The following is a 17,360-nucleotide window of genomic DNA, read 5'->3' as shown; positions in this document are numbered from 1 at the left end:
CGCGCCCTGCTGCAGCGGGGCCGCAACGAATCCACCGACATGCACGACCAGCTCGCCGAAATCCGCCGGCGCCAGCAGGAATTGCGCGATATGGTCGGCAAGGTCGCCGAGCAGCGCCGCGCGGTCGAGCCGGTTTTCACCGAGATCCGCGACCGCCAGAACCAGCTCGAACGCTCGCTGCACGACCTTGAGACCGACGACCGCAAGAACAACCTCGCCGACCGGCTCAAGGACATCGCGGGCGACGTATCGACGCTGCTGTCCCGGGTCGGCGCGGTCCAGGACACCTTTGCGACCCTGAATCAGTACAAGGACGATCTAGCGAAGTCCCACGCTGAGCTGGTGCCGCTGCGCTCGTCGGACGCCGGCCTCAATGCGTTGATCGGCGAGCTGAGCCTCGGTCATGAGCGCCTCGCCAAGAGCATCGACGAGCTCGAAACCGGCGGCGAAGCACCGCTCGGCACCCGGGTCGAGACGCTGTCGAAGAACAAGATCGAGATCGAGCAGCGCCTCGCCCGCATCGACGACAGCTTCCACATCCTGAAAGCCATCGGGCTCGACTTCGAAGAGCTCGGCGAGCGCCGGGCCCAGCTCGAACGCTCGCTCGCCGGTGTCGAGATCGACGCCGAGGGCAAGACGCTTGCCGACCGCCAGAATGCGCTGAACGATTTTGTTCTCCAGTCGCGCCAGCGCCTCGGTGCGTTACAGGAAACGCTGGCGACGCTGAACGCCTTCAAGACAGAGCTGTCGAAGTCGCAGGCTGACCTCGTCCCGCTGAAGGCGCCTGTGTTCGGAATCGAGGGCATGATCGCGGACGTCGGCACGACGCACGACCTCCTCGCCAAAACCGTCGGCGAGATCGAGGCAAACGGCGACGTCACCCTCGCCTCGCGCGTCGACGCGCTGACCAAGAGCAAACGCGAGGTCGAAGACCGCCTCGCCCGCATCTTCGACAGTTTCAACGCGCTCGACGGTTTGCGAAAAGACATCGGCGGCATCTTCTCGACGATCAGGAACAGCCTGAACCGGATCGGGTGAGGCCGAGTCGCGTAGGTTGGGCAGAGCGCGCCGAAACATTCAGACACATCACATCTCCGCGCGGCCGGCAGATGCCGCCAACATGTCGCGCCGATGCCGCACTGTGGACGCATTCGGCCGCCCTTCTGTGAGGCGTGTCTGGGGGCACGGCGGTGCCGTGTTTGGACCAAACCTTCTAGGGGTATGACTGTGAAGAAGATTGTATTTGTCGTGGGTGCTACGCTTGCTCTGGTAACGGTCGCGAATGCCGCGGATCTGCCGCGCCGCCAGCCCGTTCCCGTCTATTCGGAGCAGGCGCCGATCGGCAAGATGCCGATTGGCAAGAGCCCGGTTGGAAAGGCCCCGATCGGCAAGGCGCCCGGCCCCGTCGCAGCGCGCTACTGACGCGTTAGCGAAATACCCGCAGAAGCAAGCGTAGACTCTGCGTGAGTGGCCGACAGTCGAGGGGCACAGCGTGACGAACAAACCTGAACGATCGGGACCCTGCATCCTTGCGGGATTCGCGCTCGCGGCCATGCTCGCGTGTACGACACCTTCGGCCTCGGCCCACGAAGCGAACAAGCGCGTTGCTGACGCAAACGCGCTTGCCACGACCGACACCGTATCACGGCCGGCGCCATCGACCCGGCGCCCGGTCGCGCGCGCGGAAAAAGGTCCGTACTACGTCGATTTCCGCGCCCGCACGGCGGCGAGCTGGGGCCACGCCTTCGTCTGGTACGGCAAGACCAGCGAGCGCGCCGTCGAAGTGGCAGGGCTCACGCCCGCCGGCGACACCTGGGCCTATGTGCTTGGTCACCTCACCTGGGTGCCGGCGGAAACCGGCGCGAGCTACGGCGATCTCGACCCGGAGTATCTGACCGCGAACTACCGCGTCTATCTGAACGAAGCCGACGCCAAGCGCGTGTTTGCCTATATCAAGAAATTGCAGGCGAGCTCGCCGGTCTGGAACGCCGAGACCACCAATTGCACCGGCTTCATCGGCGACATCGCCGAGTACATGGGATTGAAGGTCCCCTACCGCTGGCAGCGCCCCGAAAACTTCGTCAACAGCCTCAAGGAAATGAACGGCGGCCGCCAGATGGTGCGGCTGTCGACGGAATAGCCCGGCAGGGTTCGCCCGTCGGGCAAAACAGCCGCACAAATTTCGCGCGCCGCCTGTCAATCCCCGCCCGCCAAAATATTCCACTTTACCGAAATTCGGATTTATCGTCCGTACGCGATACCCTGACCCGGGACAAGGGGCGGATCGCGATCGTCACGAACCGCGGGTGGGGCAGCGATGGACGCGACGGCGTCGGGCGCGGCGAGCCTTGCAGGGCGGGCAACCGTGAGCACAGGCTTCGCGCCTACGACACGGCGCCGACAGCGTCTTCGCATGGCTTCGGGTGTGAGCACACGCCAGCTCCCGAAGACCCAGCGAGGACGTGCGCGGACGGCGAAGTCGCGTGGTCCTGACGCCCGGGGTCTGTGCGTCAAGTCCTGTGGTGATGCGTGCTGCCCGACCGGGCGCTTGCATCAGCCATCTGCGGGGCGACGGGGGCAATAGTGCATCGCTCCCCGGGGAGAGCACGAAGTAAGCCGTAAACCACCGCGCAGGGAAGGCCGGGCGATTGGCTGACCTGTGGTCCACCCCGTGTGCATTCTTCTGGCGCACGGACTTGCGGGTGCCAGCCGGCGCCCCGTCCTTCCTTGCGCCCTTGTCACGACGAGGGCGATGCGATCAGGCAAAGCTCGGGCGAAATGCGCCGCGAGGATGCGAAGATGCGTCTGCTGTTTGCAAGTCGGATCGAGATTGATCGGAAGATTGTGCGTCCGTGCCCCGGACGCAGCGCAGCATCCCCCGGCAGAGCGAAGCATCGTCCGGTTCGACGGTGCGCTGCAGAGCCGGCGCCCATCTTTCAGAGCGCTCGCTGGGCATGGGTCGCGGCTCTGCAGCGGCAACGCGAAGAGGCGTTGCAGCGCGTCCGGGACACGAGCCCGCGTCAATTATCCGCCTCACGGAATCCCCCCACTCCCCGCATGATCGCCCCGCCTCCACCGCACGCCCTCGCAATAGACTTTTCCCGACCCGGGCGGCATCCTGCCGGCATCGACCGATAAAAGAGCGCCACGCAAGCGGGGAAACAGATCATGCTGCAGACACGGTTCACCAAGCTCGTCGGAGTCGAGCACCCGATCGTCCAGGGCGGCATGCAGTGGGTCGGGCGCGCCGAGCTGGTCGCCGCCGTCGCCAATGCCGGCGCGCTCGGCTTCATCACGGCGCTGACCCAGCCGACACCGGAGGACCTCAGGAAGGAGATCGCCCGCTGCCGCGATCTCACCGACAAGCCGTTTGGCGTCAACCTCACCATCCTGCCCGCAATCAAGCCGCCGCCTTATGCCGAATATCGCGCCGCCATCATCGAGAGCGGCATCAAGGTGGTCGAAACCGCCGGCAACAAGCCGCAGGAGCATGTCGACGAGTTCAAGAAGCACGGCGTCAAGGTCGTGCACAAATGCACTAGCGTCCGTCACGGGCTCTCGGCCGAGCGCATGGGCGTCGACGCCATCTCGATCGACGGGTTCGAATGCGCCGGCCATCCCGGCGAGGACGACACCCCCGGCCTGATCCTAATCCCGGCCGCCGCCAACAAGATCAAGATCCCGATGATCGCCTCCGGCGGCTTTGCCGACGCCCGCGGCCTCGTCGCCGCACTGGCGCTCGGCGCCGAAGGCATCAACATGGGCACCCGCTTCATGGCGACCAAAGAGAGCCCCATTCATCAGCTCATCAAGGAGAAGATCGTGGCCAATGACGAGCGCGAAACCGAGCTGATCTTCCGCACCATGCGCAACACCTCCCGCGTCGCCAGGAACGAGATCTCGACCAAGGTCGTAGCGATGGAGAAGGAAGGCGCCAAGTTCGAGGACATCCGCGAACTCGTCGCGGGCGCCCGCGGCAAGATGGTCTACGCGACCGGCAACTCGGACGAAGGCATCTGGTCGGCGGGCCAGGTCCAGGGCCTGATCCAGGACATCCCGACCTGCGCGGAACTGATCTCCCGCATCGTGCGCGAAGCGGAGGCCATCATCCGCAGCCGGCTCGAAGGCATGATCGTTCATCCGACAGCGCAGGCTGCTGAATAATCACTGCAAGAAGCGAGAGCAATTCATGAAGGCTTATGTCTACGGCCCTGGTGGCGCTACGATTTCCGACGTCGCTCAACCAAAGCCTGAAGGCACGCAGGTGCTGGTCCGGGTCCGCGCCTGTGGCCTCAATCGCGCCGACACCGGCATGCGCAAGGGCCACGCCCATGGCGCGGCCGGCGGCGCCGGCACCGTGCTCGGCATGGAATGGGCCGGCGAGGTCGCCGCGCTCGGACCGGATGCCAAGGGCCTCAAGGTCGGCGACCGCATCATGGGCTCGGGCGGCGCGGCGTTTGCCGAATACACGCTGGCCGATCACGGCCGGCTTTTCCACGCGCCCTCGAACATGAACTTCGAGGAAGCCGCCACCCTGCCCGTGGCACTCGCGACCATGCACAACGCCGTCGTCACCATCGGCGGCGTGCAGCCCGGGCAAGCCGTGCTGATCCAGGGCGCCAGCTCCGGCGTCGGCCTGATGGCGATGCAGATTGCGCAGCTCAAGGGCGCCAGGCTCGTGATCGGCTCCTCGACCGATGCTTATCGCCGCGGCCGGCTGAAGGAGTATGGCGCCGACCTCGCGGTCAATTCCTCCGACCCCACATGGGTCGACGAGGTGCTGAAGGCGACGAACGGCGAAGGTGTCGACCTCATCGTCGACCAGGTCTCGGGAAAGGTCGCGAGCCAGAACCTCGCGGCGACCAAGGTCAAGGGTCGCATCGTCAATGTCGGCCGGCTCGGCGGCACCCATGCCGATTTCAATTTCGACCTGCACGCGGCCCGCCGCATCGACTATGTCGGCGTCACCTTCCGCACCCGCACCATCGAGGAGATCCGTGAGATTTTTGAGGAGGTCCGCAAGGACATCTGGGGCGCCGTCGAGTCGCGAAAGCTGCAGCTGCCGATCGACAAGGTGTTTGCCTTCGACGACATCGACAAGGCCTTCGAGCACATGGAGGCCAACAACCACCTGGGGAAGATCGTCGTGACGGTGTAGTGGCCGCGACGACCAGAGAGAGCGGCAGCGCACCAGTCTCTCCACTCGTCATGGCCGGGCTTGTCCCGGCCGTCCACGTCTTTGTCGCTCCGAAGAACGTGGATGCCCGGGACAAGTCCGGGCACGACGGAGTTCACCCGCTCCTGCAACTCACTAGCGTCTACGCCTGTGGATCGTCGCTTGATGTTCACCCGCGGCCTGCTAAATCCCCGCCATGAGCTCCCAACACAACAAGACCTCAGTCGCAGCGATCTCGATATTCGCCAGCGGCGGCATGGCGGCGGCCAAGTTCGCGGTCGGGATCGCGATCGGCTCGCTGGCGCTAATCTCCGAGGCGCTGCATTCGTCGATCGACCTGGTCGCCACCATCATCACCTGGGCGGTGGTGCGGGTGTCCGACAAGCCGGCGGACGAAGAGCATCATTACGGCCACGGCAAGCTCGAAAGTGTCTCGGCACTGGGCGTCACCGCCCTGCTCTACGTGCTCGCCGGTGGAATCCTGGTCCAGTCCTACAGCCATCTCCGAGAGGGAGTTGCGCCGCCGACGATCTCCGCCGTCCCTTTCGTCGTGCTGGTGATCGACATCGCCGTCAATTTCTGGCGCGCCCGTGCCCTGCACCGTGCCGCACGGGAGACCAGGAGCCAGGCGCTCGCCGCCGATGCGCTGCATTTCGCCTCCGACGTGATGGGCTCGTTCGCCGTGATCGTGGGCCTGATCCTCGCCGGCCTCGGCTTCTGGTGGGGCGACGCGGCTGCCGCCGCCGCAGTGGCCGTGATGATCGCCCTGCTCGGCCTGCGCATGGCCGGCTCGACCGTGCAGACGCTGGTGGACCGCGCTCCGGAAGGCGCGCATGAGACGGCCACGGCCGCGATCCGCAGCGTGCCGGGCGTGATCGACATCGAGCGGCTCCGCGTGCGCATGGTCGGTGCCACCACGTTTATCGACACGATCGCAAAGGTGCCGCGGACCTACCCCATCGACCGGGTCGAGGACATCAAGCGCAACGCGCAAGCAGCCGTCGAGACGGCCTTCGGCGATACCGACCTCACCTTCACCGCAGTCCCCGTGGCGCGCGACAACGAGACCGTGCGCGACCGCATCATGGTCATCGCCCACAATTCGGGCCTCGCCATCCACCACGTCACCGTGCACGATCTCGGCGCCAAGCTGATCGTCAGCATCGACCTCGAGGTCGACGGGGGGATGCAGCTCTACGCCGCCCATGACGTCGCCAACACGCTGGAACGCAACATCCAGGAAGAGTTCGGCGCAGATGTCGAGGTCGACGTCCACATCGAGCCGCTGGAACCGGAACTGCCGTTCGGGGTCGATGCCGAACCGGAACGGGTGCGGGCCGTCGCCGCAGCCTTGACGGAATATGCCGCCAGCGGCGAGATCCACGACATCCATAATGTTCGCGTCCGCAACACCGACGCCGGCGAGATCGTGAATTTCCACTGCCGCGCCGAGCCGTCGATGAGCGTGATCAAGGTGCACGAGCATGTCGATGCGATCGAGCGCGCGTTGCGGCGCGCGTTCCCGAGCGTGAAGCGCGTCATCAGTCACGCCGAACCGCCGCGCGCGTGACAGAGAATGTGCGAGGAGTCACACGTTCTCGTTTCGGACTCGCCGCGCACGTAAGTTTGCGGACGCACGACGCACAAACTGCGCGTTGGATAAGAATAAATTCGCGTTAACGATTCGTTGACTCTCGACAGCCCGCGAAATCTGGATTCAAATCGACCATGATTCGGAAGCGATGTGGGGCTGCTTCCGAAGTCCAGTTGCAAGCAGGTTTCCAGGGGGCTTTAGGCATGTCGCGTGCAGACGCCGCGAACGCGTGCGTCCAATCCGATTCGATCAAAGGATTGGCGCAATCGATCGCGAAACCTGCCTATCATCGGCTCCTGATAGCGGAGCCTGCGCTGCGCCGCGCCGTGCCGACGCTCATCATCGCATTCCTGATCACGATCTGCCTCGGCGCGTTCGTGCAGGTCGTCGACCAGACGCGCCAGAAGCGGCTGGTGATCCGCCACGACATCTCGGCGCTCGCCGACCTGCTCGCCGAGCGTATCGACCGCCTCACCTCCGGGCGACAGGAGCGGCTGAAGAACATCGAGAGCCTCCCGGCGTTGCTGCCCGACCTCATTCCAACCTGGGGCACCGCCTCGGGCCGCCACGTCATCGTCACCTCGGCTGGAATCGACCGCCGCATCCTCGCTCGCATCCCGATGGACAGCGATCCCTCGGGCAACGACCGCCTGCTCGACGCAATCACGACGGCGCAACTGCTGGCGGCACCGCCGCGCGACGACAACATCTCCGACATGACGCTGCCGAACGGCAACGCCGCAATGGCGACCGCGCGGCAGATCAAATCGTTGCCCGGCTTCGTGACCGTGATCCAGGAGCGCAACGAGCCGATCTGGGGCTCGGACGCCGCGCTATCGGTGACGCTGTCGGCCACCACCGGCTTCGTGGTCCTGATCCTCGGCTTCGCCTTCCACTGGCAGTCCACCCGTGCCCGCGAGGGCGACCTGATCAACGACGCCGTGCGCGGCCGGATCGACACCGCGCTCAACCGCGGCCGCTGCGGGCTGTGGGACTGGGACCTGTCGCGCGGCCGCATCTTCTGGTCGCAGTCAATGTTTTCAATGCTCGGCCTCGACGGCCGCAACGAGCTCCTCACCTTCGGCGAGGTCAACGCGCTGGTGAAGTCCGACGACATCGACCTGTTCGAGATCGCCGACCAGCTCATCTCCGAGAAGATCGACCACATCGACCAGACCTTCCGCATGCAGCATGTCGACGGCCACTGGATCTGGCTCCGCGTCCGCTGCGAGAAGACCAGCGGCGCGACCGATTCCAGCGTTCACCTGATCGGGATCGCGGTCGACATCACCGAGCAGAAGAGCCTCGCCGAGCGGACCGTGGAAGCCGATTTGCGCCTGCGCGACGCGATCGAGACCATTCCCGAAGCCTTCGTCCTGTGGGACGCCAGCGACCGCTTGGTGCTCTGCAATTCGCACTTCCAGCGCCTGCACAAGCTGCCCGACAGCGCCGTCATCCCCGGCACCTCCTACGAGACCGTGCTGGAGGTCGGCCGCATGCCGGAGGTTCGCACCCGGCACAACGAGACTGCGAGCCAGGGCCCCGGCGCGCGCACCTTCGAGGCGCAACTCGATGACGGCAGCTGGCTGCACATCAGTGAGCGCCGCACCAAGGACGGCGGCTACGTCTCGGTCGGCACCGACATCACCCGCATCAAGGAGCACGAGCAGAAGCTGGTCGACAACGATCTACGCCTGCGCGCCACCGTCATCGACCTTAAGCGCTCGCAGGCAGCCCTGGAGCGCCAGGCGGGCGAACTCGCCGATCTCGCCGAGAAATACCAGCGCGAGAAGACCCGCGCCGAGGAAGCCAACCAGACCAAGTCGAAATTCCTTGCCAATATGAGCCACGAGCTGCGCACGCCGCTGAACGCGATCATCGGCTTTTCCGAAATCATGGGCTCGGGCATGTTCGGCGAGCTCGGCTCGGAGAAGTACCAGGAATACTGCCACGACATCCTGACCAGCGGGCATTACCTGCTCGAAGTCATCAACGACATCCTCGACATGTCCAAGATCGAGGCCGGCCGCATGAAGCTCGACATGGAAGAGCTCGACCTGGCGCAGACGCTGGCGGAATCCTTGCGGGTCGTCACCGGCCGCGCGCAGGACAAGCACCTGACGCTCGACGCCGACATCGCAAAGTCCATCTCCGTCGTCGCCGACCGTCGCGCCACCAAGCAGATCATCGTCAATTTGCTCTCCAACGCCGTGAAGTTCACGCCCGACGGCGGACGCATCGTGGTGCGCAGCCGGCAGCTCGACGACAGGATCGTGCTGATGATCGCCGACACCGGCATCGGCATCGCGCCGCATTCGCTGGCGCGGCTCGGCCGTCCCTTTGAGCAAGTCGAGAGCCAGCTCACCAAGACCTATCACGGCTCGGGACTGGGGTTGGCGATCGCCCGCTCGCTGGCGCAGCTTCATGGCGGCTCGATGCGGCTGCGCTCCAAACTCGAGGTCGGCACCGTCGTGCGCGTCACCCTGCCCCGCAACGCGATCAAGTCGGCGTCCGGAATATCGGCCGCGGCCTGAATTCTACGATTGCAGCGACGGCGCGACTTCTCGCGCGACATTGACCAGCGCCGCGATCAGCGGCGTCATCGGATCACGCTGCGGGATCACCATGCCGATGCTGTAATTGACATCGGGATCGATGATCGGGATCGACCGCACCGTATCGGACAGGCCGAGCGTCTCGGCGAGCTTGGCCGGCATCACGCTGGCCCAGCGCCCCGTCTTCACATGCGTGAACAGCACCAGCAGCGAATTCGAGGTCAAGGTCGGCGTCGCCTCGGCGCCGACCGAACGTAACGCGCGGTCGATGATGCGGCGGTTCTGCATGTCGGGCGTCAGCAGGCACAGCGGCACCTGTCCGACCTCCCGCCACGTCACCGTCTCGCGATCACCGAACATTCCATCCGGCGCGGTGAGCAGACGATAGCTCTCGCTGTAGAGCGGAATGGTGCGCACCTTGCCGATCGGCTCGTTCTCGATATAGGTCAGGCCTGCATCCACCTCGAGATTCTCGAGCAACCCCAGCACCTCGGATGAGGTGGTGGACTGGATGCGGAAACGCACCTCGGGATGCCTGGCGCGGAACGGCGTCGTCAGCGCAGCGACCATGCCGAGCACGGTCGGGATTGCGGCAATTCGGATCTCGCCGGAGAGCTGATGCTTCAGCCCGTTGATCTCGTCACGCATCGCGCGGGCATCGCCCACGATCCGCCGCGCCCAATCCAGCGCCCGCTCGCCTTCCGGCGTAAAACCCTGGAAGCGGGAGCCGCGCTGGACCAGCATCACGCCGAGGATCTCCTCGAGCTGCTTCAGCCCGGTCGACATCGTCGGTTGCGTCACGCCGCACATTTCGGCGGCCCGGCCGAAATGCCGTTCCTTCGCCAGCGCCAGCAATAGTTCAAGCTTGTCGAGCAACCGTTCGTTCCCTCGGATCGTATGGTGGCATGCAAGCTAGCATGCCCTACCCCTTGCGACACGCAAAAACCGCCACGAATGCCTAGCGCTGCATCCAGCGCGTCGCCGCGACGCCCGCGGCGCGGGCTTGGAGCCGAACGTGCGGGAGGCGCTCACCTCGCTGAAGCCGACGACGACGTCCCTTCCAGCAGCGCCCTGAAGACACGGCGCACCTCGCTCTGCGTCTCCTTCACGCGCGCCTCCAGCGAGGAGAAATGCGGCGCGTCGCCGGCGCGTGCCATCACGCGCAAGAGGTCGGTGCCGGCGGTTTCGGGCTTGAAGCGGTCGCTGACGCAGAGCCGCAGGATCTGCGTCAGGTCGTGATAGAGCCGCGCCGCGGCACGCAATATCTCGGTCTCCGATTGCGCGAGCACGCCGAGCCTGCATGCATTGTCCAGCACCTGCGTGGTGCCGACGTCGAGAATCTCCGGTTTCTCGTGAGCATGCACGAGCTGGAGATATTGCGCGATGAAGTCGATGTCGACCATGCCGCCGGCGGCATATTTGAGATCCCAGCAATCGGCCTCGCCCTTCTCCTGGGCAATGGCACGCCGCATGTCGGCAACGTCGTTGGCGGTGATTGCGGGATCGCGGCGACGGGTCAGGACATCGCGGATGACGTGTTCGATCCGCTCCCGGAATTCGGGCGAGGCCGACACGACGCGCGCGCGCGTCAGCGCCATGTGCTCCCAGGTCCAGGCCTCGTTGGCCTGGTAGTCCGCGAACGAGACGAGGCTCGAGGCCACAGGGCCGGCACGCCCCGAGGGGCGCAGCCGCATGTCGATCTCGTAGAGCACTCCGTAATTGGTGCGCGTCGTGAACGCGCTGATCAGGCGCTGGGTGAAGCGGGCGAAGTAATGCGCACCTTGCAGTGACTTCGCACCGTCGGAGTCCGGATTGTCGCTATCGAAATCGTAAAGCAGGATCAGGTCGAGATCGGACGACGCGGTCATCTCGCGGCTGCCGAGCCGGCCCATCGCGATGATTGCGCTCTCCTGCCCCTTGATCCGGCCATGCTGGGCGGCGAAGCGGTCGGCGACGAGACCATGCACGGTATGGACGATGCCCTCGGCGACGTCGGCAAAGGCCGTGCTCGCCTGCTGCGCCGAGACGGTGCCGGAGAGAATGCGCGTGCCGATCAGGAACAGGCTCTCTTGCCCGAACAGACGCAGGCGGTCGAGGAACTCTTCGTAAGAGCCGGCATCCTGCACGGTGGTCGCAAGCCGCCCCGACAATTCCTGCCTGTCGGGCATGGCGCCGAAGAAGCGCGGATCGATCAGGCCATCCATGAGCTGCGGCTGCCGGGCGAGCATCTCGCCGAGCCGGGGCGCCGCGCCCAGCACCAGGGCGACCAGCGCGACGAGATCGCGGTTCTGGCCGAGCAGCGTGATCAGCCGGCCGCCGCGCTGAAGCGCTCCAAGGAAATGGTCGAACGCCACGACGGCCCGATCCGGCTCCTCGGCATGAGCGAGACCGTCGATGAGAGCCGGCACGAATTCGACGAATGCGTTGCGCGTCGCTTCGACGCGGAACACGCGGTACTCGCCGGTGATCCAGTCACGCACGGTCTGCGCGACGGCGGCAGGCTTCTTGAAGCCGAGCGTGGCCAGATACTGAAGCAGCCGCGGATCGTCGGGACCCGCACTGTAGTCGAGCGCCGGCAGCTTGGCCGTGCCGGTCGGATCGTCGCCTTCGAACAGTTTTTCGTAGTGGCCCTGGACGATCTCGAGCTGCCGCAGAAGGTCGCGGGCAAAGGCCTCGCGATCCGGATAGCCGAAGAACCAGGCGAAACGCTCCACCGCCTCCTTGTCCTCGGGCAGCGTGTGGGTCTGCTCGTCTGCGATCATCTGGAGGCGATGCTCGACCCGGCGCAGGAATTGGTAGGCCGTGGTCAGCTCGTCACGCGCCGAAACCGTGATCCAGTTGCTGGAAGCAAGCACGCCGAGCGCGGCGAGCGTCGGCCGCACACGCAGTTCGGGATGTCGCCCCCCGGCGATCAATTGCTGGGTCTGGGCGAAGAACTCGATCTCGCGGATTCCGCCGCGCCCGACCTTCACGTTATGCCCTTCGACCGCAACCTCGCTCTGGCCGCGATAGGTCTGCATCTGCCGCTTCATGTCGTGAACGTCGGCAAGCGCGGCAAAGTCGAGATGCTTGCGCCAGACGAAGGGCGCGATCTCCGCGAGTAGCGCCGCGCCCGCCCTGGGATCGCCGGCGCAGACTCGCGCCTTGATCATCGCGGCGCGCTCCCAGGTACGCCCTTCCCGCTCATAATAGTTCAGCGCGGCGTCGCGCGAAATCGCCACCTGCGTCGAGGATGGATCGGGACGCAGGCGCAGATCGACGCGGAAGACGTAGCCGTCATAAGTGCGCTGCTGGAGAATGCGTGCCATCCCCTGCGTCACCCTCACGAAGAACGGCTGGGGTTCGATATCCGCGGCAAGCGTCGTATTGTCGGGATCGAAGAACACGATGAGATCGATGTCGCTGGAATAGTTCAGCTCGCCTGCGCCCATCTTGCCCATCGCAAGCACGATCAGCCCGCAGCCCTCCTCCGGCGCCTCGGGATTGGGCGGCGAGAGCTTGCCGCGCGCGGCTTCTTGCCGCAGGAGGTATTGAAGCGCCGCCCGCACCGAGGCCACCGCGAGATCGGTGAGCGCTGCGGTCACCCGCATCACCGGCCAGACCCCGCCGATGTCGCACAGTGCGATCAGGAGCGCGGCCTCCGCCTTCATGCGGCGAAGCAGCCGCATCACCTCGGCTTCATCGGATGCCGCGAGCACGGCGCCGTTCGCCTCCGCGATCAGCGTGGCGAGATGCGCATCCGGATCGCATTCCAGCAGCCGGATCAGGCGCTGCGGATCAGCGCGCAGCAGCTCAAACAGATAAGGCGAGAATTCCGCGATGCCGGCCAGGATGCCCCGCGCGAAGCGGTGAGCCAGCAGCGCTTCAAGACGGGTGAATTGCGCTGGCTCGAGCTCGGCCAGCCACCTTTCAAAACGTCCTTGGTCGGTGACGGAAGCGGCAATATGGGGAGCCTCCGCGAAGCGTGCGGCAAGTCTCTCACCATGCTTGTCCGCGTTTCCCGGCGCGGAGTGGTTCATGCCACCTTCTGTGGCACATCCGGCATTGGCGGAGCAACCCTGTCGCCCGCGCGCGCCGGCAGCACCAGCGTGGCGACAAGACCGGGCTGGGCGTCACCCAACCTCAACTCACCGCCATGCAATGTCGCGACCGCGGAGGCGAGACTGAGACCGAGGCCGGATCCAGGCAGCGTGCGGCTCGCTTCCAGCCGCACGAATCGTTCCACCACATGCTTGCGGTCGGCTTCGGGGATTCCGGGACCGCGATCAGTGACGCTGAGCAGCACCTGATCGCCCTCGCGCCTCGATTCGATCGTGATCTGCCTGCCCTCCATGCTGACCACGGTTCCCGCGGATTGCGCGACCGGCTTGCCGTATTTGATCGCATTCTCGACAAGATTGGCGAGGGCCTGGCTGATCAACTCGCGGTTGGCGTGAACCGGCGTCGGCTCGCACCTGACCTTCAAAGTCATGCCGTCGTCTTCGGCCAGCGGCTCGTAGAGTTCGTGAATGCCGTTGGCGACATCGGCCGCGTCGAAATCATCCATGTTGCCGCGCGCCTGCCCGGACTCGGCGCGCGCGATCATCAGAAGCGCGTTGAAGGTACGGATCAGCCCGTCGGATTCCTCGATGGTCCGCTCCAGCGCGGCGCGGTAATCGGCCTCGCCGCCGGATTTCGCCAGCGCCTCCTCGGCGCGGTTGCGCAGGCGCGTCAGCGGCGTCTTGAGATCGTGGGCGATGTTGTCGGAGACCTCCTTCAGCCCCGCCATCAGCGCCTCGATCCGCTCCAGCATGGCGTTGAGATTTTCGGCGAGACGGTCGAGCTCGTCGCCGCTGCGCCCTACCGGCAGGCGTTCGCTGAGATCGCCAGTCATGATCCGATGGGCGGTGCCGCTCATCGCATCGATGCGCCTCAAAACCCTGCGCGCCACAAAGATGCCGCCGCCCAGGCCGAGCACAACGACGATCAGGATCGACCATTGCGCGGCCTTCGCCACGATGCCGAACAGCCGTCGCCGCTCGGCCAGATCGCGTCCGATCAGAAGCCGGAAGCCGTTTTCCAGTTCGGTGACGCGGACGAGCGCAAGGTGGTCGCGATCGTCGGCGTCCTCGATACGCCGGTAGGCGGTCTCGGACCAGCCGCGCTTCGCCATCACGCCGGGCGCCAGCGAGCCGACATTACCGGCGATCGCCTGCCCGGTCGGCGTCGTCACGAGATAGAGGTTGGCACCCGGACGCAGCGCCCGGTACTCGATCGCGAGCACGAGAGCGCGCAAGCCGCGGCGGCCGTAGATCTCGCTGATCTCCGAGGTCTCGGCATTGACTGTCTGCGTGATCTCCTCGGTGATCAGCCGCCGCGTATTCCAGGCGAAATAGGCCAGCAGCGAGGCCGCGAACATCGCGAACAACAGCAAATAGACCAGCGTCAGCCGGAATGCCGTGGTGCGGACGAGTTTACCGAATGCCGTCACGGATCATGTATCCCGCGCCGCGGATCGTGTGCAGCAGCGGCCGCTCAAAACCCTTGTCGATCTTGGAGCGCAGCCGCGAAATGTGCACGTCGATGACGTTGGTCTGCGGATCGAAATGATAGTCCCAGACGTTCTCAAGCAGCATGGTGCGGGTCACCACCTGGCCCGCATGCTTCATGAGGTATTCGAGCAGGCGGAATTCGCGCGGCTGGAGCGTCAGCTCGTCCTTGCCGCGCGCGACGCGATGGGAGAGCCGGTCGAGCTCGAGATCGCCGACGCGGTACAGCGTGTCCTCGGCCGGACCGCCGCGGCGGCGCGACAGCACCTCGACCCGGGCCAACAGCTCGGCGAAGGAATAGGGTTTCGGCAGATAATCGTCGCCGCCAGCGCGCAGGCCCTTGATGCGGTCGTCGACCTGGCCGAGCGCGGAGAGAATCAGCACCGGCGTCGAATCGTCCTTGTCGCGGAGCGCGCCGATCACCGACAGGCCGTCGCGCTTGGGCAGCATGCGGTCGACCACCAGCACGTCGTAATCGCCGTTCTCGGCCATGGCAAGGCCTTCCTCGCCGTCGGCGGCGTGGTCGGCAATGTGCCCGACCTCACGAAACGCCTTCACGAGGTAGTCGGCGGATTCGCGGTCGTCTTCGATGATGAGGAGGCGCATCGTGCGTTCGGCAACGGTCAAGGGAGTGAACCTTCTCTAAACATGGCGCGAGCGGCAATCGCATGCAAGCCGAGTGAGAGACTCTGGCATCGAGAAAAAGGCGGGCGGTGAAGCTGGGGGGACTTCACCGCCCTAGGCCTTCCGACGGAGGGGGGCGTATTCCACCGGAAGGTAGATAGGGGAAGCAAACGTTGCGCTGCTCCCCCGAAGGGCGCCGTCGGCGGGGGCGACTGATGCCGGCGACACCCTTCATCTCGGAGGCCTCCTGAGGCCGAGCCCTTGGTTAGCCCTTCGCGATGGGCACGGCGACGAAGCGCGACTGACCGCCGCTCTTCACCCGCATCAGGACGCTGTTCTTGTTGTCAGTCCGCGCCGTGTTGATGGCGTCGCGAACTTCGCCGGCGGTGCTCACGCTCTTGCCGCCGACTTCGAGAATCACGTCACCTTCCTTGAAGCCGCGTTCGGCTGCGGCGCTCTTCGGATCGACTTCGGTGACCACGACGCCTTCCTTGCCGGCGCCGGCCACGGAATCGGCGGGCGCGACGGTCATGCCGAGCTTGGGCACGTCGGTGCCGCGGCTCGCGCCCTTGCCGCTGTCCTTGTCGATGTCGGCCTTGGCTTCGATCGTGTTCGGCAGCTGGCCGAGGGTGAGGTTCACCACCTTGTCCTGGCCCTTGTGCAGCACGTTGAGCTTCACGGTCGCGCCGGGCGCCAGGCCGCCAATGGTGCGGGCGAGCTCGCGCGCGTCCTTGACCGATTCGCCGTTGACCGACGTGATCACGTCACCGGACTCGATGCCGGCCTTGGCCGCCGGACCATTCGCCTGCGGCTCCGCAACCAGCGCACCTTCGGCCTTCTTCATGCCGAGGCTGTCTGCGATGTCGGGTGTCACCGGCTGGATCTGCACGCCGATCCAGCCGCGGCTGACCGAGCCCTTGTCCTTGAGCTGCGCCACCACGCTCTTCACGGTGCTGGCGGGGATCGAGAACGCGATGCCGACGCTGCCGCCGGAAGGCGAGTAGATCGCGGTGTTGACGCCCATCACCTCACCATTGGTGTCGAACGCGGGACCGCCGGAATTGCCCTTGTTCACGGGGGCGTCGATCTGGATGAAATCGTCGTAGGGGCCGTTGCCGATGTCGCGGCCGCTGGCCGAAACGATGCCGGCAGTCACGGTGCCGCCGAGGCCGAACGGGTTGCCCACCGCGAGCACCCAGTCACCGATCCGCGGCTTGCCGTCGGCAAGCTTCGCGAACGGGAAGTTCGAGCTGCCCTCGACCTTGATCAAGGCAAGGTCGGTGCGCTGGTCGGTACCGATCACCTTGGCGGTGTAGGTCTTGCCGTCGTCGGTGGTGACCTCGACCTTGTCGGCGCCGTCGACCACGTGGTTGTTGGTCACGGCAAAGCCATCAGCCGAGATGAAGAAGCCGGAGCCCTGGCCCTGCACGACGCGGCCACGACCGCCACCACCCTTCAGGCCCGGGACGCCATCCGGACCGCCGAAGCGGCGGAAGAACCGCTCCATCGGCGAGCCCGGCTGGAACGGCGAGGAGGAATCATCGCCGTCGTCGTTGCTCGCGGTCTTCTCCTTCATGTTGACCTTCACCGAGATCACCGACGGCTTCACGCGCTCGACAATGTCGGCGAAACCGATCGGGCGTTCGACCTTGCGGACCTCGTTGTTGACCTGCGCAAGCGCCGGGGTCGAGAACAGGTCGGCGGGCGAGGTTGACGTGCCGAAGCCGTAGACGGCGGCGCCGAGGCCGGCGACGACCGAGGCCATCAGCGCGATCTTGCGGGCCGAGAAAACGGGCCGGCGGGGCTGCCGGTAGGACGGAAGGTTCGAGAGGTCGGAACGGTCGGTCATGCAGAGATCTCCAGGGCCTTGAAATCCATTTGGC

General features: G+C 65.6%; 12 protein-coding genes. 7 read left to right on the top strand and 5 right to left on the bottom strand.

Annotation, left to right across the window (positions count from 1 at the left end):
- Positions 1–39: 39 nt before the first annotated feature.
- From ACFQX9_RS02205 to ACFQX9_RS02175, 7 genes are all read left to right on the top strand, one after another.
- On the top strand, positions 40–1,038 hold the full coding sequence (locus ACFQX9_RS02205) for a hypothetical protein (RefSeq protein WP_377786374.1): 999 nt from the start codon (positions 40–42) through the stop codon (positions 1,036–1,038).
- 183 nt (positions 1,039–1,221) lie between these two features.
- Positions 1,222–1,422, top strand: a complete 201-nt coding sequence (locus ACFQX9_RS02200; protein ID WP_007608336.1) for a hypothetical protein — start codon at positions 1,222–1,224, stop codon at positions 1,420–1,422.
- A 70-nt stretch (positions 1,423–1,492) separates the two neighbouring features.
- Positions 1,493–2,140: a hypothetical protein gene (locus ACFQX9_RS02195; protein WP_377786372.1), complete on the top strand. Its 648-nt coding sequence runs from the start codon at positions 1,493–1,495 to the stop codon at positions 2,138–2,140.
- 1,028 nt (positions 2,141–3,168) lie between these two features.
- Complete coding sequence (locus ACFQX9_RS02190) at positions 3,169–4,164, top strand: nitronate monooxygenase family protein (protein ID WP_018458568.1); 996 nt, start codon at positions 3,169–3,171, stop codon at positions 4,162–4,164.
- 25 nt (positions 4,165–4,189) lie between these two features.
- The gene (locus ACFQX9_RS02185) at positions 4,190–5,158 is read left to right on the top strand and encodes a zinc-binding dehydrogenase (RefSeq protein ID WP_377786370.1); all 969 of its coding nucleotides are present in this window, start codon (positions 4,190–4,192) and stop codon (positions 5,156–5,158) included.
- 214 nt (positions 5,159–5,372) lie between these two features.
- Complete coding sequence (locus ACFQX9_RS02180; protein WP_377786368.1) at positions 5,373–6,746, top strand: cation-efflux pump; 1,374 nt, start codon at positions 5,373–5,375, stop codon at positions 6,744–6,746.
- Positions 6,747–6,973: 227 nt separating this feature from the next.
- On the top strand, positions 6,974–9,304 hold the full coding sequence (locus ACFQX9_RS02175; RefSeq protein ID WP_377786366.1) for a PAS domain-containing sensor histidine kinase: 2,331 nt from the start codon (positions 6,974–6,976) through the stop codon (positions 9,302–9,304).
- 3 nt (positions 9,305–9,307) lie between these two features.
- On the opposite strand, the gene ACFQX9_RS02170 is transcribed toward ACFQX9_RS02175, so the two are convergent.
- The 5 genes from ACFQX9_RS02170 to ACFQX9_RS02150 all read right to left on the bottom strand — a co-directional run bounded on the left by ACFQX9_RS02170 (position 9,308) and on the right by ACFQX9_RS02150 (position 17,326).
- Entirely contained in the window at positions 9,308–10,201 is an 894-nt protein-coding gene (locus tag ACFQX9_RS02170) for a LysR family transcriptional regulator (protein WP_018458564.1), read from the bottom strand.
- A gap of 152 nt (positions 10,202–10,353) precedes the next feature.
- Positions 10,354–13,344, bottom strand: coding sequence for a bifunctional [glutamine synthetase] adenylyltransferase/[glutamine synthetase]-adenylyl-L-tyrosine phosphorylase (locus ACFQX9_RS02165; RefSeq protein WP_377786364.1), 2,991 nt, complete (start codon positions 13,342–13,344; stop codon positions 10,354–10,356).
- Positions 13,341–14,795 carry an ATP-binding protein gene (locus ACFQX9_RS02160; RefSeq protein ID WP_377786362.1) on the bottom strand — a complete coding sequence of 485 codons (1,455 nt, stop codon included), beginning with the start codon at positions 14,793–14,795 and terminating at the stop codon, positions 13,341–13,343. The genes ACFQX9_RS02165 and ACFQX9_RS02160 overlap by 4 nt, the downstream gene beginning before the upstream one ends.
- Positions 14,779–15,459, bottom strand: a complete 681-nt coding sequence (locus ACFQX9_RS02155) for a response regulator transcription factor (RefSeq protein WP_035969420.1) — start codon at positions 15,457–15,459, stop codon at positions 14,779–14,781. Before ACFQX9_RS02155 ends, ACFQX9_RS02160 begins: the two co-directional genes overlap by 17 nt.
- 283 nt (positions 15,460–15,742) lie before the next feature.
- Complete coding sequence (locus tag ACFQX9_RS02150; protein ID WP_018458561.1) at positions 15,743–17,326, bottom strand: Do family serine endopeptidase; 1,584 nt, start codon at positions 17,324–17,326, stop codon at positions 15,743–15,745.
- Between the last annotated feature and the right edge of the window lie 34 nt (positions 17,327–17,360).

Source organism: Bradyrhizobium sp. GCM10028915, from assembly GCF_042666195.1.
GTDB classification, from domain to species: domain Bacteria; phylum Pseudomonadota; class Alphaproteobacteria; order Rhizobiales; family Xanthobacteraceae; genus Bradyrhizobium; species Bradyrhizobium canariense_D.
The sequence above is the reverse complement of the archived record's forward strand: the minus strand, read 5'-3'. Positions and strand labels throughout refer to the sequence as shown.